Annotated in this window: 16 protein-coding genes; all 16 read left to right on the forward strand. The window is 31.5% G+C overall.

Annotated elements, in window-relative coordinates; genetic code table 11:
- Positions 1-12: 12 nt before the first annotated feature.
- The 16 genes from ligA (at position 13) to IKZ35_05185 (ending at position 16,935) form a co-directional block, all read left to right on the forward strand.
- Entirely contained in the window at positions 13-1,992 is a 1,980-nt protein-coding gene (gene ligA, locus IKZ35_05110; GenBank protein MBR4893338.1) for an NAD-dependent DNA ligase LigA, read from the forward strand.
- 145 nt (positions 1,993-2,137) lie between these two features.
- Positions 2,138-2,956: a transporter substrate-binding domain-containing protein gene (locus IKZ35_05115; protein MBR4893339.1), complete on the forward strand. Its 819-nt coding sequence runs from the start codon at positions 2,138-2,140 to the stop codon at positions 2,954-2,956.
- Between the two features lie 95 nt (positions 2,957-3,051).
- Positions 3,052-3,696, forward strand: coding sequence for an amino acid ABC transporter permease (locus IKZ35_05120; protein ID MBR4893340.1), 645 nt, complete (start codon positions 3,052-3,054; stop codon positions 3,694-3,696).
- Positions 3,697-3,720: 24 nt separating this feature from the next.
- On the forward strand, positions 3,721-4,458 hold the full coding sequence (locus tag IKZ35_05125; GenBank protein ID MBR4893341.1) for an amino acid ABC transporter ATP-binding protein: 738 nt from the start codon (positions 3,721-3,723) through the stop codon (positions 4,456-4,458).
- Between the two features lie 42 nt (positions 4,459-4,500).
- Positions 4,501-4,851, forward strand: coding sequence for a hypothetical protein (locus tag IKZ35_05130; protein ID MBR4893342.1), 351 nt, complete (start codon positions 4,501-4,503; stop codon positions 4,849-4,851).
- A gap of 147 nt (positions 4,852-4,998) precedes the next feature.
- Positions 4,999-6,588, forward strand: a complete 1,590-nt coding sequence (locus tag IKZ35_05135; protein MBR4893343.1) for an S-layer homology domain-containing protein — start codon at positions 4,999-5,001, stop codon at positions 6,586-6,588.
- Positions 6,589-6,599: 11 nt separating this feature from the next.
- Entirely contained in the window at positions 6,600-7,274 is a 675-nt protein-coding gene (locus IKZ35_05140) for a hypothetical protein (protein MBR4893344.1), read from the forward strand.
- An 18-nt stretch (positions 7,275-7,292) separates the two neighbouring features.
- The gene (locus tag IKZ35_05145) at positions 7,293-8,147 is read left to right on the forward strand and encodes a hypothetical protein (protein ID MBR4893345.1); all 855 of its coding nucleotides are present in this window, start codon (positions 7,293-7,295) and stop codon (positions 8,145-8,147) included.
- 13 nt (positions 8,148-8,160) lie between these two features.
- Positions 8,161-8,427 carry a PqqD family protein gene (locus tag IKZ35_05150; protein ID MBR4893346.1) on the forward strand — a complete coding sequence of 89 codons (267 nt, stop codon included), beginning with the start codon at positions 8,161-8,163 and terminating at the stop codon, positions 8,425-8,427.
- Complete coding sequence (locus IKZ35_05155) at positions 8,420-8,878, forward strand: S24/S26 family peptidase (protein MBR4893347.1); 459 nt, start codon at positions 8,420-8,422, stop codon at positions 8,876-8,878. The genes IKZ35_05150 and IKZ35_05155 overlap by 8 nt, the downstream gene beginning before the upstream one ends.
- On the forward strand, positions 8,875-10,515 hold the full coding sequence (locus IKZ35_05160; protein MBR4893348.1) for an ABC transporter ATP-binding protein: 1,641 nt from the start codon (positions 8,875-8,877) through the stop codon (positions 10,513-10,515). Before IKZ35_05155 ends, IKZ35_05160 begins: the two co-directional genes overlap by 4 nt.
- A gap of 12 nt (positions 10,516-10,527) precedes the next feature.
- Complete coding sequence (locus IKZ35_05165; GenBank protein MBR4893349.1) at positions 10,528-12,747, forward strand: ATP-dependent RecD-like DNA helicase; 2,220 nt, start codon at positions 10,528-10,530, stop codon at positions 12,745-12,747.
- Positions 12,748-12,751: 4 nt separating this feature from the next.
- Complete coding sequence (locus IKZ35_05170) at positions 12,752-13,459, forward strand: ComF family protein (GenBank protein ID MBR4893350.1); 708 nt, start codon at positions 12,752-12,754, stop codon at positions 13,457-13,459.
- 91 nt (positions 13,460-13,550) lie between these two features.
- Entirely contained in the window at positions 13,551-13,784 is a 234-nt protein-coding gene (gene secG / locus IKZ35_05175; GenBank protein MBR4893351.1) for a preprotein translocase subunit SecG, read from the forward strand.
- Positions 13,785-13,869: 85 nt separating this feature from the next.
- A complete protein-coding gene (gene rnr, locus IKZ35_05180; protein ID MBR4893352.1) occupies positions 13,870-15,978 on the forward strand; it encodes a ribonuclease R in 2,109 nt (702 codons plus the stop codon).
- 87 nt (positions 15,979-16,065) lie between these two features.
- Complete coding sequence (locus tag IKZ35_05185) at positions 16,066-16,935, forward strand: class I SAM-dependent methyltransferase (GenBank protein ID MBR4893353.1); 870 nt, start codon at positions 16,066-16,068, stop codon at positions 16,933-16,935.
- The last annotated feature ends 12 nt before the right edge of the window (positions 16,936-16,947 follow it).

The following is a 16,947-nucleotide window of genomic DNA, read 5'->3' on the forward strand; positions in this document are numbered from 1 at the left end:
AGGAGAAACGTTATGGATTTTTTTGAGTCCAGAATAAGAGAATTGGAAAAAACAATAGAATATCATAATAACTTATATTATAATAACGACGCTCCAGAAATAAGCGATATGGAGTATGATAAACTTCTTCGCGAATTAGAAGATTTAGAAAAACAGTTTCCTGAATATAAATCGAGTAATTCTCCTACTATGCATGTTGGGGGAGAAGCATCATTAAAATTTGGTCCTGTTAAGCATATCGTTCCAATGGAAAGTTTGCAGGATGTTTTTTCAAAAGAAGAACTGATAGAATTTGACGCGCGTGTTAAATCATATCTTAACGAAGATTATGAATATGTGGTGGAACTTAAAATTGACGGTCTTTCCGTATCGTTAGAATATGAAAACGGAAAGTTTGTAACAGGCTCAACAAGGGGCGACGGTTTAACAGGAGAAAATGTTACCGAAAACTTAAGAACAATAAAGGATGTTCCCGAGAATATAAATAATTCCTCCTCTTTGGAAGTAAGAGGGGAAGTTTATATGAGTACAAATGTATTTAATAAACTTAACGAACTTCAGGAAATATACGGAGAAAAACTTTTTGCCAATCCGAGAAATGCTGCTGCAGGTTCTTTAAGGCAACTTGATTCTAAGATTACAAAGGAAAGAAACCTCTCGATGTTTGTTTTTAACATCCAGAGAACTTCTTTGCCTTCTTTTAAAACACATTATGAAACATTAAAGTATATGGAAGAATGCGGATTTAAGGTTGTTCCGCATTATAGGGTTTTTAATAATATTGAAGATGTTTATACAAGAATACTTGAAATAAGCGAATTAAGAGGGGAATTGCCTTTTGAAATTGACGGAGTAGTTATTAAACTAAATTCCCTTATTCAAAGAGAAAAAATGGGAAGCACAGCAAAAACTCCCCGCTGGGCAGTTGCTTATAAATTCCCTGCAGAAGAAAAAGAAACAAAACTTTTGGATATTATAGTTCAGGTGGGAAGAACAGGAGTATTAACCCCTAATGCAATATTAGAGCCTGTTAGACTTGCAGGAACAACAGTAAGAAAAGCAACACTTCATAATATTGATAATATTATTGATAAGGACATAAGAATAGGTGATATTGTTGTTGTAAGAAAAGCAGGGGATATTATTCCTGAAGTTGTTTCATCAAGTAAAGAAAAAAGAGAAGAGGATTTACCTATATATAAAATGCCCGAATTTTGTCCTGCCTGTGGCGAAAAAACATTAAGGCTTTCAGATGAAGCGGCAACAAGGTGTATAAATTCTTCATGCCCTGCTCAACTTTTAAGAACAATTATTCATTTTGCATCCCGTGATGCTATGGATATTGAAGGTATGGGTCCGTCTGTTGTTTCTTCGCTTATAGATAATCATCTTATATCCTCTTTTGCTGATTTGTATTATTTAAAGAGTGAAGACATATCGCCTCTTGACAGGATGGGAGAAAAATCTGCATTAAATATCATATCTGCTATAAATAAATCAATGAATAACGACTTATCTAAACTTATTTTTGCACTCGGTATAAGATTTGTAGGCTCAAAAACTGCAAAGTCATTGTCAAAGTATTTTAAAAATATGGATAACTTTATTAGTGCCGATTACGAAACCCTTATATCCATTGACGATATCGGCGAAAAGGTTTCAAAAAGTATTATTGATTTCTTTAGTGATGATAAAAATTTGGAACTTATAGAAAAACTTAAGGTTGCAGGAGTAAATATGGAGTCAACCGATGTGATAAAAGATGACAGGTTTATTGGTAAAACTTTTGTTTTAACAGGAACGCTTCCAACTTTAAAAAGAGATGAAGCAACAAAGATTATAGAAAGTTTCGGCGGTAAAACTTCTTCCTCCGTTTCTAAAAAAACAGACTTTGTTTTAGCAGGGGAAGAGGCAGGAAGCAAACTTGAAAAGGCAAAAATGTTGGGTATAGATATTATAGACGAAGATGCTTTCTTAGATATGATTAAATAAATCTTTATATTAAAATGCACAAATGATTAAAAGTCGTTTGTGCATTTTTTACAAAATTAAGTAAAATTTCAAAAAACACTTTACTTTGCTAAATTGATAAAGTATAATGTAAATATAACAAAAAAACGAAAAGAGGTTATTTAAAATGAAAAAAGTTATTGCGTTAGTATTAAGTTTAGTGCTTATCGTTGCTATTACAGGTTGTAACAATCAGGCACAAAACGGTTTAAATGATTATTCAAAATCAGTTGATAATGCTTTTATTGTTGCTGAAGCAGGTTCTGCAGGGGAAGAATTGGCAACAAAAGATGAATTCTTTAAAAACGCAACATTTACAGCAGTTGATTCTATGGCAACAGCGCTTATGGATGTTAAATCCGGCTCTGCAGATATAGCGATAGTTGACTATGTTACATCTATCGGCTCTATCGGAGAAGGCACAGATTTTGCTGACCTTAAAGTTGTAGAAGGTAAAGACTTTAATCCTGAAGAATACGGTATTGCATTCAGAAAAGGCAGTGATATCGTTCCTGCAGTTAACAAAGCGATTTTAGAACTTGCAAATGAAGGAACAATGGATAAAATTGCATCTACTTATAAACTTGCTGATTTAATTATTAAAGATGGCAAAGCATATGACGATGCAGTTGTTGCAGGTGATTTAGATTATATTAAACAAAAAGGCGAACTTATTATCGGTATCACACTATTTGCTCCAATGAACTATAATGATGAAAACGGTAAATTAATCGGTTTTGAAACCGAATTTGCAACAGCAGTTTGCGAAAAATTAGGCGTTACTCCTAAATTTGTTGAAATCAACTGGAATTCAAAAGAAATTGAACTTAACTCTAAAAATATTGACTGTATCTGGAATGGTATGACAATTACACCTGAAAGACAGGAAAATATGAGTATTTCAGTTCCTTATATGCAGAATAAACAAGTTATGGTTAGTAAATAACTTTTATAACCCAATAAGTTTATAATTATTTCAGTGGGAGAAAATATCTCCCACTGAAAAATTTTATGTTTTAAGAAAGTGGATAAGTAATTTTTATGGATAAAGTATCTATGATTGTTTCATCACTCTTTTTGGGGTTTGAAACAAATTTTTTATTGTTTGTTGTAACATTGATAATAGCAATACCTTTAGGGCTTCTTATTACATTATGCACAATGTCTAAGTTTACTCCTTTAAGATATCTTATGAAAACATTTGTCTGGATAATAAGGGGAACACCTCTTATGCTTCAGTTATTTGTTGTTTTGTATGCTCCTGGACTTCTCTTTGATGTTCCTATGAGAGATCGTCTTATGGCGGCATTTATTGCATTTTCAATAAATTATGCTGCATATTTTTCAGAGATATACAGAGGCGGAATAGAAAGCATACCTAAAGGGCAGTATGAAGCAGGGCATGTTCTTGGAATGTCAAAAGTACAGGTGTTTTTCAGAATTATCTTTATGCAGGTAGTTAAGAGAATTGTGCCTCCTATGGGGAATGAAATTATTACTCTTGTAAAAGATACAGCACTTGCCAGAGTTATAGGCGTTATTGAAATTTTAATGGTTGCAGAACGCTTTTCAAAACAAGGGCTTATATGGCCGCTTTTCTCTACGGGGTTATACTTCCTTGCCTTTAACGGTATATTAACATTACTCTTCTCATACATAGAGAAAAAACTCAGTTACTATGATTAAATATCAGGAGATTTATTTATGTCGATGTTAGTTGCAAAAAATATATATAAAAACTTCGGGAAACTTGAAGTTTTAAAAGGAATAAATTTAGAAATCGGGCAAGGGGAAGTTGTCGCTATAATCGGCCCTTCAGGCTCAGGTAAAAGTACATTTTTAAGATGTTTAAACAAACTTGAAAAGGTTGATAAAGGCTCTATCTATGTTGATGGAGATGTTATCTGCGAAAACGGTATATATAAAAGCGATAAAGAAATAAGAAAAACTATCAAGAAGATGGGAATGGTTTTTCAGAATTTTAATCTCTTCCCTCAACTTTCAGTTCTTCAGAATATCATTGAAGCACCGATTCAGGTAAATGGCGAAAATAAAGAAGAAGCCATAGAAAGAGCAAAAAAAATACTTGATACAGTGGGGCTTATATCTAAAATTGATGCATATCCGTCTCAACTTTCAGGAGGGCAGCAACAAAGGGTTGCCATTGCAAGAGCACTTGCAATGAATCCTAAACTGCTTCTTTTTGATGAGCCTACAAGTGCTCTTGACCCTGAACTTACAGGCGAAGTTTTAAATGTTATGACTAATCTTGCAAAGGAAAAAAACACTATGATAGTTGTTACTCACGAAATTGATTTTGCAAGAGAGGTTGCAACCCGTGTAATATTTATGGACGGAGGGTATATAATAGAAGACGGCACTCCGAGTGAGGTTATAGATAACCCTAAAAATGAAAGAACAAGACAATTCTTAAAACGAGTAACTTAAATAATTTCACCTTCATATATTAAAATATGGAGGTGTAATTTTATGTTTTTAGATTTTTTGGTTGGAGTATTTTTAAGTTTTTTTGCAATCTACGGTCTTGTGCAGACTATAATCAACATTTTTTCTTACATAGGGGACAGAAGAGTATTTAAAGATAAAACAGTTTATACCGTTGTTGCAGTAAAAAATGAGGAAAACCGTGTCGAAAATATTGTTCATTCGCTGCTTTTAAAGGTGCTAAAAGACGATAACGGTGCTTACAACAGAAAAATATCAGTAATAGATTTAGGCTCAACCGATAAAACAATGGAATTACTTGAAATATTAAAAAATGATAAACCGTATCTTAATGTTTACAGTATAAAAGAATTTGTTGATGAAATAAAAAAATAGAGTCCAAACCTCCGAAAGCATAATACTTTCGGAGGATATTTTTTAGTATATTAAATTATATAAATAATTTAGTATTATATATTGAAATAAAATATTTTTTTTGTTATAATAAACTGAAGATTAAATTTGATATTATGAGGTGGTTTTTTGTTTAAGAAAATACTTTCAATAATACTTATGATTTCATTTATATCTATACCGGTAGCGGCAGAAGTTTCTTTTAACGATATGGATGAAAATCACTGGGCGTATCCTAATGTTATTAAACTGGTTAATGACGGAACTGTCAAAGGATATGAAGATGGTTCTTTTAAACCTGCAAATACTGTTACAAGAGCAGAATTTGTTAAAATGATAGGCTGTGGTCCAGACAGAAGAGACTCAGATTTTGAAGATGTTTCAAAAACTCATTGGGCATATGAATATATTATGACATCAGGTTTTGAAACAGAAGGTAATAATTTTTATCCGTCTTTACCTATAACAAGAGGAGAAACTATTGAACTTTTATGGAAAAGACATGGCTCAAAAACAGGAGTTTTAGCACCAAGTGTTATTACTGAGCAGTATCCTCAAAATAAAGATGCCATCTCCTGGGCGTATAACTATAAAGTTATGATAGGGGATGACGGTCTTAACTTAAGGCTTAATGATACTTTATCAAGAGCAGAAACGGCAACACTTATTATAAGAACAAGGGAAACTGATTTTACCAAACCGCAGTCTGATTTTAAAGATATTGTTTCAGAAAGCACAATGAAAACTGTTTTTGAAAGTTATAATTTATTTGATGACAATAGAAGTTACTCGCCCGATGCAACTATTACAAACGGCGAGATGGCAAGAGCAGCGTTAAGACTTTTAGAGGATGAATTTAATCTTACATACAGTTCTTATCCTGTATCAACCTATTTTGACCATAAGTATTATAAAGATTTATTAATTATATTTGACCGTTGTATTAAAAAAGGTGCAGCAAATAAAGAAATGGCAGATTTAAATGCAAATATTGAAAATACTGTTGCTGCATTTTCATTCGCTGCATTAGAAAAAGCAAATGAACTTATCACTTACGGTAATATTAATAATACATATAAAGATGTATCGAAAGATATTGAAATCAAAAAGAATATGTTTTTAACCTTTGCGTATGAAAAAGGAATTAAACTTAAAGCAGACGATACTATCGGCGCTTTAAGGGATGTTACTCACAAGGATATAGCAGCGTTGCTTATTCAGTATGACGCACTGATTGGTTTGGAAACAATTTTTTCTACAAACAGAAACGGAATAAATCAGTTTATTAAATATGATGCAAAATTAAATAAAAACATTTCTTTATATCCGTCAACAAAGGACAAGTTTGCCTGTATTGTAGACGGTATAGATAACAGAATATATGAAAAGGCTATTGAGGGAGATAACCCTGAAGAAACATATGATTTTGCAAGAGAGTATGGAGAACTTTTTATTTCAAAAGTTTTAAATTATGCATCATACTTAAGAACAAATTATGGAATTGAATCAGAAATTCTTGTTTATCCGTCTTTGGTATGGGCATCAGAAAACGAGTTCGTATTAAGAATAGAATGTAAGGTGCTTTATATTGCAAAGGATGCAACCACAACCGAAGTATTCGGTGATGACCTTGTTATACCGGTTGATGAAAAGATTGTTTCAGGTTCATCATACTTTGTAGAAGTTGCACTTAATAAAACAGATTTATTTTTTAGATAAGGAGTAAAAATATGGAGTTTTTAAAAAAGACTAACAAACTATTTGGCGTTTTAGCGTGTATTACCACAATTATAACCAATTTTGTAGTTTTATGTATCGGTACAAGAATTTTAAGAGTTGACTTTTACTATGTTACTCAGGCACTTATCCCATGTATTATATCAAGACTTTTACTTATCGTTTGGTGCTTATATTTTGCAATGGGTTATGAGTATGACAGGTCAGCAAGAACATTCTCGAAATACCTTATTCCGTACATATTTATAAGTATTATAGTATTGCTTATAGATAAGGAAATGGCTTATTATTTCCTTTTCCACTCTACTATTACACTTTTGGTTCTTATTCTTATGTCCAATCTTATAAACCAGAAAAGATTTGCACTAAGAGCAAAGAACTATGCAGATAAGTTGTATCAATTAGATGCACTAATTCGTATATGCATAGCGTTTACTGTTGTACTTGTAGGGCTTAGTATTCCAATTGCGATAAGAGTTCAGTCAACTGTATATAATGTTACACTTCTTATTTCTGCAATGGTTTCTCAGGTGTTTGTTATTGTTGGTATTTATTGTGTTGAGAGTGCTGAAAAGAAATTCCAGCAGTCTTTAATTGAGGGCGAAAATCCTAAACAGGGTGATGAATCTAAAGAAAATTCTGACGCTGATAATAATGCCGAAAAATAAATTAAAAAGGTAAAAAATATGAAGATATGTATAGCGGATATTAATATCCAACTTGAAGGAGTAATGTATGACTATTTAAAATACAGATTAAGAAACTATATTATTCCTGAAGATAAAGAATGCGATATTATTGTAAGATATAAACAAAGTGATAAAATTGATATTCCTGACGGCGAAATTATGGAAAAAAAAGATTACAAAGTCTTTGCCAAAGGGGATAACTGCTATTATTATTACGACTTATTAAAAGAAGAAACCTGTTCTGCAATAATTCGCTTTAACGAAAACTGGACAAGTATTGATTGTGAACTGTTCGATGTTGAAGATTTGGGTGGTGCATCGCTTAATATCCGTCAGTTTAATATGATAGGGCATATTGTTAAGTATATTATGATAAACCACTTAGGAATGTCTCTTCACTCTTCTTCAATATCATATAAAAATAACGGTATTATGTTTTCTGCCGATTCGGGTACAGGTAAGTCCACTCATACAAGGCTATGGATGAAGGTTTTTGACGGAGTGGAAATAATAAATGATGATATGCCTGTTATCCGTATGGTTGACGGTGTGTGGTATTTATACGGATGCCCTTGGAGCGGTAAAACGGAAATTAACGTTAATAAAAGAGTTCCTCTTAAAGCACTTGTTTTTCTCGAAAGAGGCAAGACAAACGAAATTGAAAGAATTTATGCACCTGAATCTGTGTTTAAAATAATTTCACAAACTATTGTTGCTTCATATAAAGATATTGCAAAAAAAGCACTTGGAAATATTTCCAAAATGGTTGAATCAGTGCCTATATACAGATTAAAATGCACAATATCTGACGAAGCACCGAAAGTGGTTGCTAAGGAACTTGATTTAATATAAAAGGAGAATTTAAATGAAAATAAAAGATACATTTGTTTTAAGTGAAATAGGCGGTAGTTATATAGTTATCCCGACAGGTGTTGAAACAGTAGATTTAAACGGAATGATTACCCTTAACGAAACCGGATATTTTATGTGGAATAAAATGCAAAATGATATTACAAAAGATGAACTTATAGATGAATTTTTAAAAGAATATAATGTTGACAGGGAAGTTGTCAGTGCCGATATAGACGAGTTTGTGAGTAGTCTTAAAACAATAGGAGCAATTTGTGAATAATAGAATTTATAAAACAACAAAAGAACTGGCACCGTTTATTAAAGAAATGTTGGAAAATAATAAAAGTGTTCAACTTACAGTTACAGGGAACAGTATGTTCCCTTTATTTAAACATTTAAGAGATTCGGTTACAGTAAAGAGAACTGATGATTATAAGAAATATGATATAATTCTTTATCTTAGAAAAAATGGGGAATTAGTGCTTCACCGTGTGGTAAAAGTAAAAGATGAGATTTTTTATCTTTGCGGAGATAATCAAATACTCATAGAATATCCGATTTACAAAGACCAGATTATGGGAAAAGTTACTTCCTTTGTAAGAAAAGGCAAAAGCATTAAAGCCGATAGTTTTATTAGTAAGTTTTATGCAGTTTTCTGGTGTTTTCTCCTTAAAGTAAGAAAACCTGTTATTAAAGCATTGTTAAAAATCTGGGGGTTTATTAAAAGATGAAAAGTAAATCTGCGCTAAAATGGATAATAAATAATTCAAAATCAGTTGTAATTCAACTGGTTTTGTTAACATTGATAAGCGCACTGACTGCTGTCTGCCTTGTAGGTTTTACATATTTTAGTAAGCAGGTTGTAGATATTGCTACCAAGTCATCTCATGGGAATTTTTTAAATAATATCATATGTCTTATATTCCTTATTGTTTTAGAACTTATATTGCATGTTGCATACAGCCGTCTTAGTATTAAAATAAGCGGTAAACTTGAAATGAATATTAAAACCAATGTTTTTAATAAATTGCTTAAAAAGGATATTTCGGCTATCTACAATTATCATACAGGCGATTTATTAAACAGAATTACAGGGGATACTTTAGTTATCACAAATTCTTTTGTTAATATAGTTCCTCTTCTTGTTTCTCTTGTTACAAGGCTTACAGGTGCATTTATAATGTTATTCTGGCTGGATAAATATTTTGCACTTATCTATCTTGTTTGTGGTCCATTATTCTTTCTTACCACTCAGATTTACAGCAAAAAAATGAAATCTCTTCATAAAAAATGTCAGGAAACTGATGGAAAGGTTAAGTCTTACATTCAGGAAGCGCTTTCAAACATTCTTGTTATTAAAGCGTTTAAAACAGAAAATGCAATATCGAAAGAAACATTGGATATTCAGAAGGTTAATTACAATTATAAATTAAAAAGAAACACTATCAGTATAGTTGCCAATATATTTGTATATATAGCATTTACATTCGGATATTATTTTGCTCTTGGCTGGGGTGCATATAAATTATCTTTAAATTTAATTTCTGTTGGTACTCTAACAGCGATGCTTCAGTTAGTATCGCAGGTGCAAACTCCTCTAAAAGGTCTTTCAGGAATAATTCCTCAGTATTTCCATGCTATTGCATCCAGTGAAAGAATTATGGAAATCGAGGATTTAAAAGAAGATGAAATATCATTCTCTGACGAATATATAAACAGTTTTAAAGACGAAATCAAGTCAATAGTATTTTCGTCTGTAAACTTTAAATATGACGATAGAAACACAGTAATTGAAGATTTCTCATATGAAATAGGTGTGGGCGAATTTGTTGCCATAAGCGGAATTTCAGGCATAGGTAAAAGTACACTTTTAAAACTTCTTTTAGGTGTTATAAAACCACTGACAGGGGAAATTTATTTTTTACTTAAAAATGGCGAAAAAGTTTATATAAACGAAAAAACAAGAGGCTTATTCTCCTATGTTCCTCAGGGGAATATGGTTTTATCAGGCTCAATAGAAGATAATATAAGATTTTTTAACGACTCTGTATCAGAAGATGAAATTAAAAGGGTATGTAAAATTTCAAAAGTGGATGATTTTCTATGTGATTTACCTGACGGTCTTAAAACCATAGTAGGAGAAAAAGGCGTGGGGCTTTCTGAAGGGCAGATTCAAAGGGTTGCAATAGCAAGAGCGCTTATTTCTGATGCTCAGTTTTTACTGCTTGATGAAGCAACTTCTGCACTTGATGAACAAACAGAAAAAGACTTTCTATGTGAAGTTAAAAAATTACATAGTAAAACCTGTATAATTATATCCCACAAACAAGCAGCGTTTGATATATGTGATAAAACAATTAAATTTTAACAAGGTGATATTTTGACCGCAAACAAATTAGAAGAATTTGAAGGCATAGTTAACGAAATTATATATACAAATGAAGAAAACGGATACACTGTGGCAGAATTTTTAACATTGGATGAAACGATTACCATTGTAGGAATTCTGCCCTACATTTACGAGGGAGAAAACCTTAAAGTGATGGGTAATTTTACAAACCATCAGGACTATGGCGAGCAGTTTAAGGTTGAATACTATATAAAAAATATGCCTAAAACCAAAAGTTCTATATATGCCTTTTTATCCTCAGGAATAATTCGCGGGATAAGATGCGCTACTGCTAAAAAAATAGTGGATAAATTCGGAGAAAAAACTTTGGATATTATAGAAGAAAATCCAGGGCTTTTATCTCAAATAAAGGGAATATCATATGATAAAGCCTTGCAGATTGGCGAGTCATACAAAGAGAAAAAAAGCGTTACAGATATAATAATGTTTTTGCAAAAATATAATATATCAATTAACCTTTCGATGAAAATAAGCAAAGTATTAGGAAATTCTCCTATAAATAAAATTGAAGATAACCCGTATATATTATGCGAAAAAATTGACGGTATATCTTTTTTAACTGCAGACTCTATTGCTTCTCAAATGGGCTTTTTAAAAAACAATGTAAAGCGTATAAAAGCAGGGGTAAAATATGTTTTTCATAAAGGCGCATTAAATGGGCATACATACCTTAATGAAGAACTGATAGTTTCGTATTGTGAGAGTCAGCTTAATGTGTCAGAAACTGAAATTATAAATGCTCTCTTTACTCTTGTTACCGAGGGGGAAATTATAAAAGAAGTAAAAGACGAAGCACTTTATTATCTTCCTCTTTATTATATGGCAGAAAATGATATTGCTAATAAACTTCTTTTTATGAATATCACAAAATCTAAAAATTTGTTTTATGAAAGAGTGTATGATGATATATATTCTCTTAATAATATAACACTTGCCGATAAACAAAAAGATGCAGTAAAAAAAGTATTGTCTAATAAAATAACAGTTATTACAGGAGGCCCTGGTACAGGTAAAACAACTGTTATAAATTCTATAATCTCCATATTTGAAAAGTTAGGCAAAAAGGTTACATTAACTGCTCCGACAGGCAGAGCAGCAAAAAGAATGGCGCAGATATGTAATAAAGAAGCAAAAACTATTCACAGACTATTGGAGGTAACATTTAATAATGGCTTATCAAATGATAAGTTTGTTAAGTGTGAAAAAAATCCTATATATACAGATGTTTTAATAGTTGATGAAATGAGTATGGTGGATGTTCTTATTTTTAATTCTCTTTTAAAAGCAGTAAAGAACACCACACGCCTTGTTCTTGTGGGAGATATAAACCAACTTCCGTCAGTAGGAGCAGGTAATGTATTAAAAGATATTATAAATTCAGATAAATTTAATTGTGTATATCTTGACGAAATTTACCGTCAGGAAAAAGAAAGTATGATAGTTAATAATGCACACGGTATTTTAAAGGGAGAGTATCCTGAAACATCAGGTAAAAATTCTGATTATTTTATGATTAAAAAAAGCGAAACACAAGATATAATTTCAGAAATTATTTCTCTTTGTAAGGACAGGCTTCCTAATTACTTTGAAGGAAAAAAAGAACTGTCAATTCAGGTTTTATCGCCTATGAAAAAAACTCATCTTGGCACAATATCTCTTAATAATATTTTGCAAAATGAGTTAAACCCGCCTTCCAAATATAAAAAAGAAAAACAGTGGGGAAAATATATCTTAAGAGAGGGCGATAAAATAATTCAGACAAGAAATAACTATGATATCCCATGGCAAACTCCGTGGGGAGAAAAAGGTATCGGTGTATTTAACGGAGATACAGGGACAATAAAAGAAATAAATAATAAAGAAAAATATATTGTTATTGAATTTTATGACGGGAAAATTGCAGAATATGAATTTTCAAATCTTGAAGATATAGACCTTGCATACGCTATAACTGTTCATAAAAGTCAGGGTAGTGAGTTTGACGCTATAATTATTCCGTCATATTACGGGCCTAAAAATCTTATGTACAGAAATTTATTCTATACAGCACTTACAAGGGCTAAAAGCCTTGTTGTAGTAGTTGGAAGCGAAAATGTCGTAAAACTTATGATTGATAATAACATTGAAGCAAAAAGACTTACTTCCTTAAAGGATAAAATAATAAATAACAAAATTTTTGGAGCAGAGTAAAAGTATGAATATTTTTAAATTTTTCCTTAATATATTTTATCCGAAAAGATGTATGTTTTGCGGTAAACTTATAGATAATAATGAAGAATACTACTGTTTAAAATGTTACTATAAATTACCGTTTGTTGAGGAGAAAAGATGCCTTATATGCGGAAGAGAGTTATTTGGAGAAAGTAAACTTTGCGCTCATTGTAAGGAGCATAAAAGATATATAGATGCAAACTATCCTGTATTTGTATATAAAGGTCTTATCAAAGAGGCTCTTTTAAAATATAAGTTCAAGGGTAAAATGTGGTATTTTAAGCCTTTCTCTTGCTTTTTATATGAAGAAATAAAGGATAAGGTAAGTAATATTGACTGTATTGTATATCCACCAATAAATAAAAAGACATTTTATAAAAGAGGTTATAATCAATCAGAACTTATTGCTAAAGAACTATCCCAAAAACTTAATATAAAAATGTTAAATAAATGTATTCTTAAAACGAGAGATAATGAAAAGCAAAGTCTTATGAGTGGTAAAATGAGATATAAGAATGTAAAAGGCGTCTTTAAGATTGATGAAAAATATAAAAATGAACTTAAAGGTAAGCGTGTCCTTTTTATTGATGATATTTTAACAACAGGCGCAACTGCCGACGAATGTGCAAAAATGCTTAAAAAAGCAGGAGCACTTTCGGTTGTATCGTCAACATTATGTATAGCATCCTAAAAAAATGTAAAAATTTTTAAAAATTACTTGTATTTTTATAAATTGTGTGATAAAATACTTTAAGTTGATAATTTTTATGGAGGTATATATTATGGTAACTGCTCTTTATGTTATTCAGATAGTAGTATGTTTAGTTCTTATAATCAGTGTATTATTACAGGAAGGTAATTCAGCTGGTTTATCCGGAAGTATTGCTGGCGGCGCTGAAACATTTTTCGGCAAAGGAAAAAGTAAAACATTAAACGGTATTTTCAAATCTTTTACAAAAGTTTTTGCCGTTTTATTTGTTGTTTTATCTTTAGTTTTAACTTTAATTTCTAAATAATTTATAAGTCCGGAAAAATAATTTTGTGTTTATAAGCTTCGTCGTCCTGATGAAGCTTTTTTGTTTTTAAAAAATAAGGAGAAATATGACAAGAAAAGAAAAATTATTAAATTTTATAAAAGATAATAAGTTTACACCTTTTTCATATAATGAACTGGCTTTGATGCTTGATGTAAGAGAAGAAGATTTATATGAACTTACCAGACTTTTAGATGAACTTCTCTCCGATAAAAAGGTAACTCTTACCAAGAAGAAAAGATATAAATACAATGAAGAAAACGATTTATATGATGGAGAATTTATAGGCCACGATAAAGGGTATGGCTTTATTGTATCAAAAGACTTTGAAAAAGATTTCTTTGTATCTAAAGAAAACAGAAAGAATGCCTTAAATAAAGATGTTGTAAAGTTTAAAATTATAAGACAGGCATCAGACGAAAAACGCGCAGAAGCAGAAATTGTAAGCGTTTTAGAGAGAAAAAACCAATCAGTTGTGGGCACATTTTGCAAGAATAAAAATTTTGGCTTTGTAATAGCAGACGATAAGAAATTTGATAAGGATATTTTTATATCAAAAAAGAATTGTTCCTATGCAAAAGACAAGGATAAAGTGGTGTGTCAGATTATTGATTTTGGTAAAGAGGGAAGAAAACCTGAAGGGAAAATTGTTGAAGTTATTGGCGATTTTTTTGATAAAGGAAATGATGTTCTCTCGGTTATTAAAAAGTATGATTTACCGTATATATTCCCGAAAAAAGTTATAGAAGATGCAAAGATTATAAATAAAGAAGTTGGCGTTGATAAAATTAAAGAAAGACTGGATTTAAGGGATAAACTTATAATTACTATTGACGGAGAAGATGCAAAAGATTTAGACGATGCAATATCCATATCAAAAATTGAAGATAACACCTATATCCTTGGCGTTCATATAGCAGATGTAAGTTCCTATGTTAAAGAGGGAAGCGAAATAGATAAAGAAGCGTATAAAAGGGGAACAAGTGTATATCTTGCAGACAGAGTTGTCCCTATGCTTCCCAAAGAACTTTCCAATGGAATATGCAGTCTTCATCCGTCGGTTGACAGACTCGCTATGTCAGTTTTTATGACGGTTGACAGTAAGGGTAATATAATAAATTATGACTTTAAAGAAACTGTTATAAATTCTAAATACAGAATGACTTATAAAGAAGTTACAGATATTTTGGAAAACGGGAAAAAGTGTGATAAAAAACTCTATTCTCTTCTTTCGAATATGAAGTCATTGGCTGAAATTCTAAGGCGAAAAAGAAAAATGAGAGGAAGCCTTGATTTTGATTTTCCTGAATGTAAAATTATATATGATGAAAATAATTTCCCTGTGGAGATTACAAAGTATAATTTAACTATTGCAAACTATATAATCGAAGAGTTTATGCTTCTCGCAAACGAAACTGTCGCAGAGTATATTTACTGGCAGAATAAACCTATGATTTACAGAATTCACGAAGAGCCTGACCCTGAAAAAATTGATAAATTCAAGGTTTTTATTAAAAATTTAGGCTACACATTAAAGGGTGGCAATGACGGTATTCATCCAAAAACTCTATTGGAACTATTGGAAAAAATCAAAGGGGATAAGAGTGAAAAAATTATTCAGACAATTATGTTAAGGTCTTTGATGAAAGCGAGATATTCGCCTGAAAATAAAGGGCATTTCGGCCTTTCAAGTAAATTTTACTGTCATTTTACATCTCCTATAAGAAGATATCCTGACCTTTTAGTTCACAGAATTTTAAAGAAAATTTTAAATAATGAACTAAATGAAAATGAAATTGAAAGGTACACTTCATATATAGATAAAGCAGCCGAGCACACATCTGAAAGAGAGAGAATTGCAGAGCAAAGCGAAAGAGAAACGGAAGATATTAAGAAAGCAATTTATATGAGCGAAAGAATAGGCTTAGAATTTGAAGGGATTGTTTCCTCTGTTACAGGTTTTGGAATTTTCGTTGAACTTGATAATACTGTTGAAGGGCTTGTAAGATACGAAAATATATATGACGATTTCTACATTTATGACGAAAAAAACCACTCGGTAACAGGAGAGAGAAAAGGCAAAAGATATACCATAGGAGACAGGGTTTTAATTAAAGTTATAAATTCTAATCCGCAACTTATGGAAATAGACTTTGAACTTATAAAAAAAATATAAGAATTTTTTAAAAAAGCCTTTTATTTAAGGCTTTTTTATGTTATAATATTTTATCAATATATTACCATTTAAAAAAGAGGTTTTTGTATGTGGTTGGCAGATAATTGGAATGATTATAAAATACTTGATACATGTAACGGAGAAAAACTTGAGCGTTGGGGGGAATATGTGTTTATCCGTCCTGATCCTCAGGTTATCTGGAACTTAAAAAATAACGAATCTTTATGGAAAAGTGCTCATGGAAGATATATAAGAAGCAGTAAAGGCGGAGGCAGTTGGGATATAAGCGCAAAAAAACTTCCTGACAGTTGGAAGATATCCTATAAAGACCTTAAATTTATTGTTAAGCCGACTGGGTTTAAACATACAGGGCTTTTCCCTGAACAGGCAGCAAACTGGGATTTCATTATGGAAAAGATTGAAAATGCCAACAGGGAAGTTAAAGTTCTTAATTTATTCGGATATACAGGCGGAGCAACAGTTGCAGCACTATCCAAAGGCGCAAGTGTATGTCATGTTGACGCATCAAAAGGCATTATGAACTGGTGCAAAGATAACGTATATGCTAATGGGTTTGAAGACAGAAAAATAAGATATATTGTTGATGATGCAGTTAAATTTGTTGAAAGGGAAATCCGCAGAGGCAATACATATGATGCAGTTATTATGGACCCTCCGTCATACGGAAGAGGGCCTAACGGAGAAATTTGGAAACTGGAAGATAAAATTTATGACTTAACAGCGCTTTTAACAGATGTTCTTTCAGACAACCCGTTGTTCTTTATTGTAAATTCATACACAACAGGTTTTGCACCTACTGTGCTCTACAATATTTTATCAATGACAGTTAATAAAAAATATAAAGGCAAAGTTACTGCTAAGGAACTTGGAATTCCTGTTGAAAATTCCCCTTATATACTTCCTTGCGGTTCAACCGGAAGATGGGAAGCATTATAAAAACCGGAGGCT

This window comes from Clostridia bacterium (assembly GCA_017554615.1).
Classification (GTDB): domain Bacteria; phylum Bacillota; class Clostridia; order UMGS1840; family HGM11507; genus SIG450.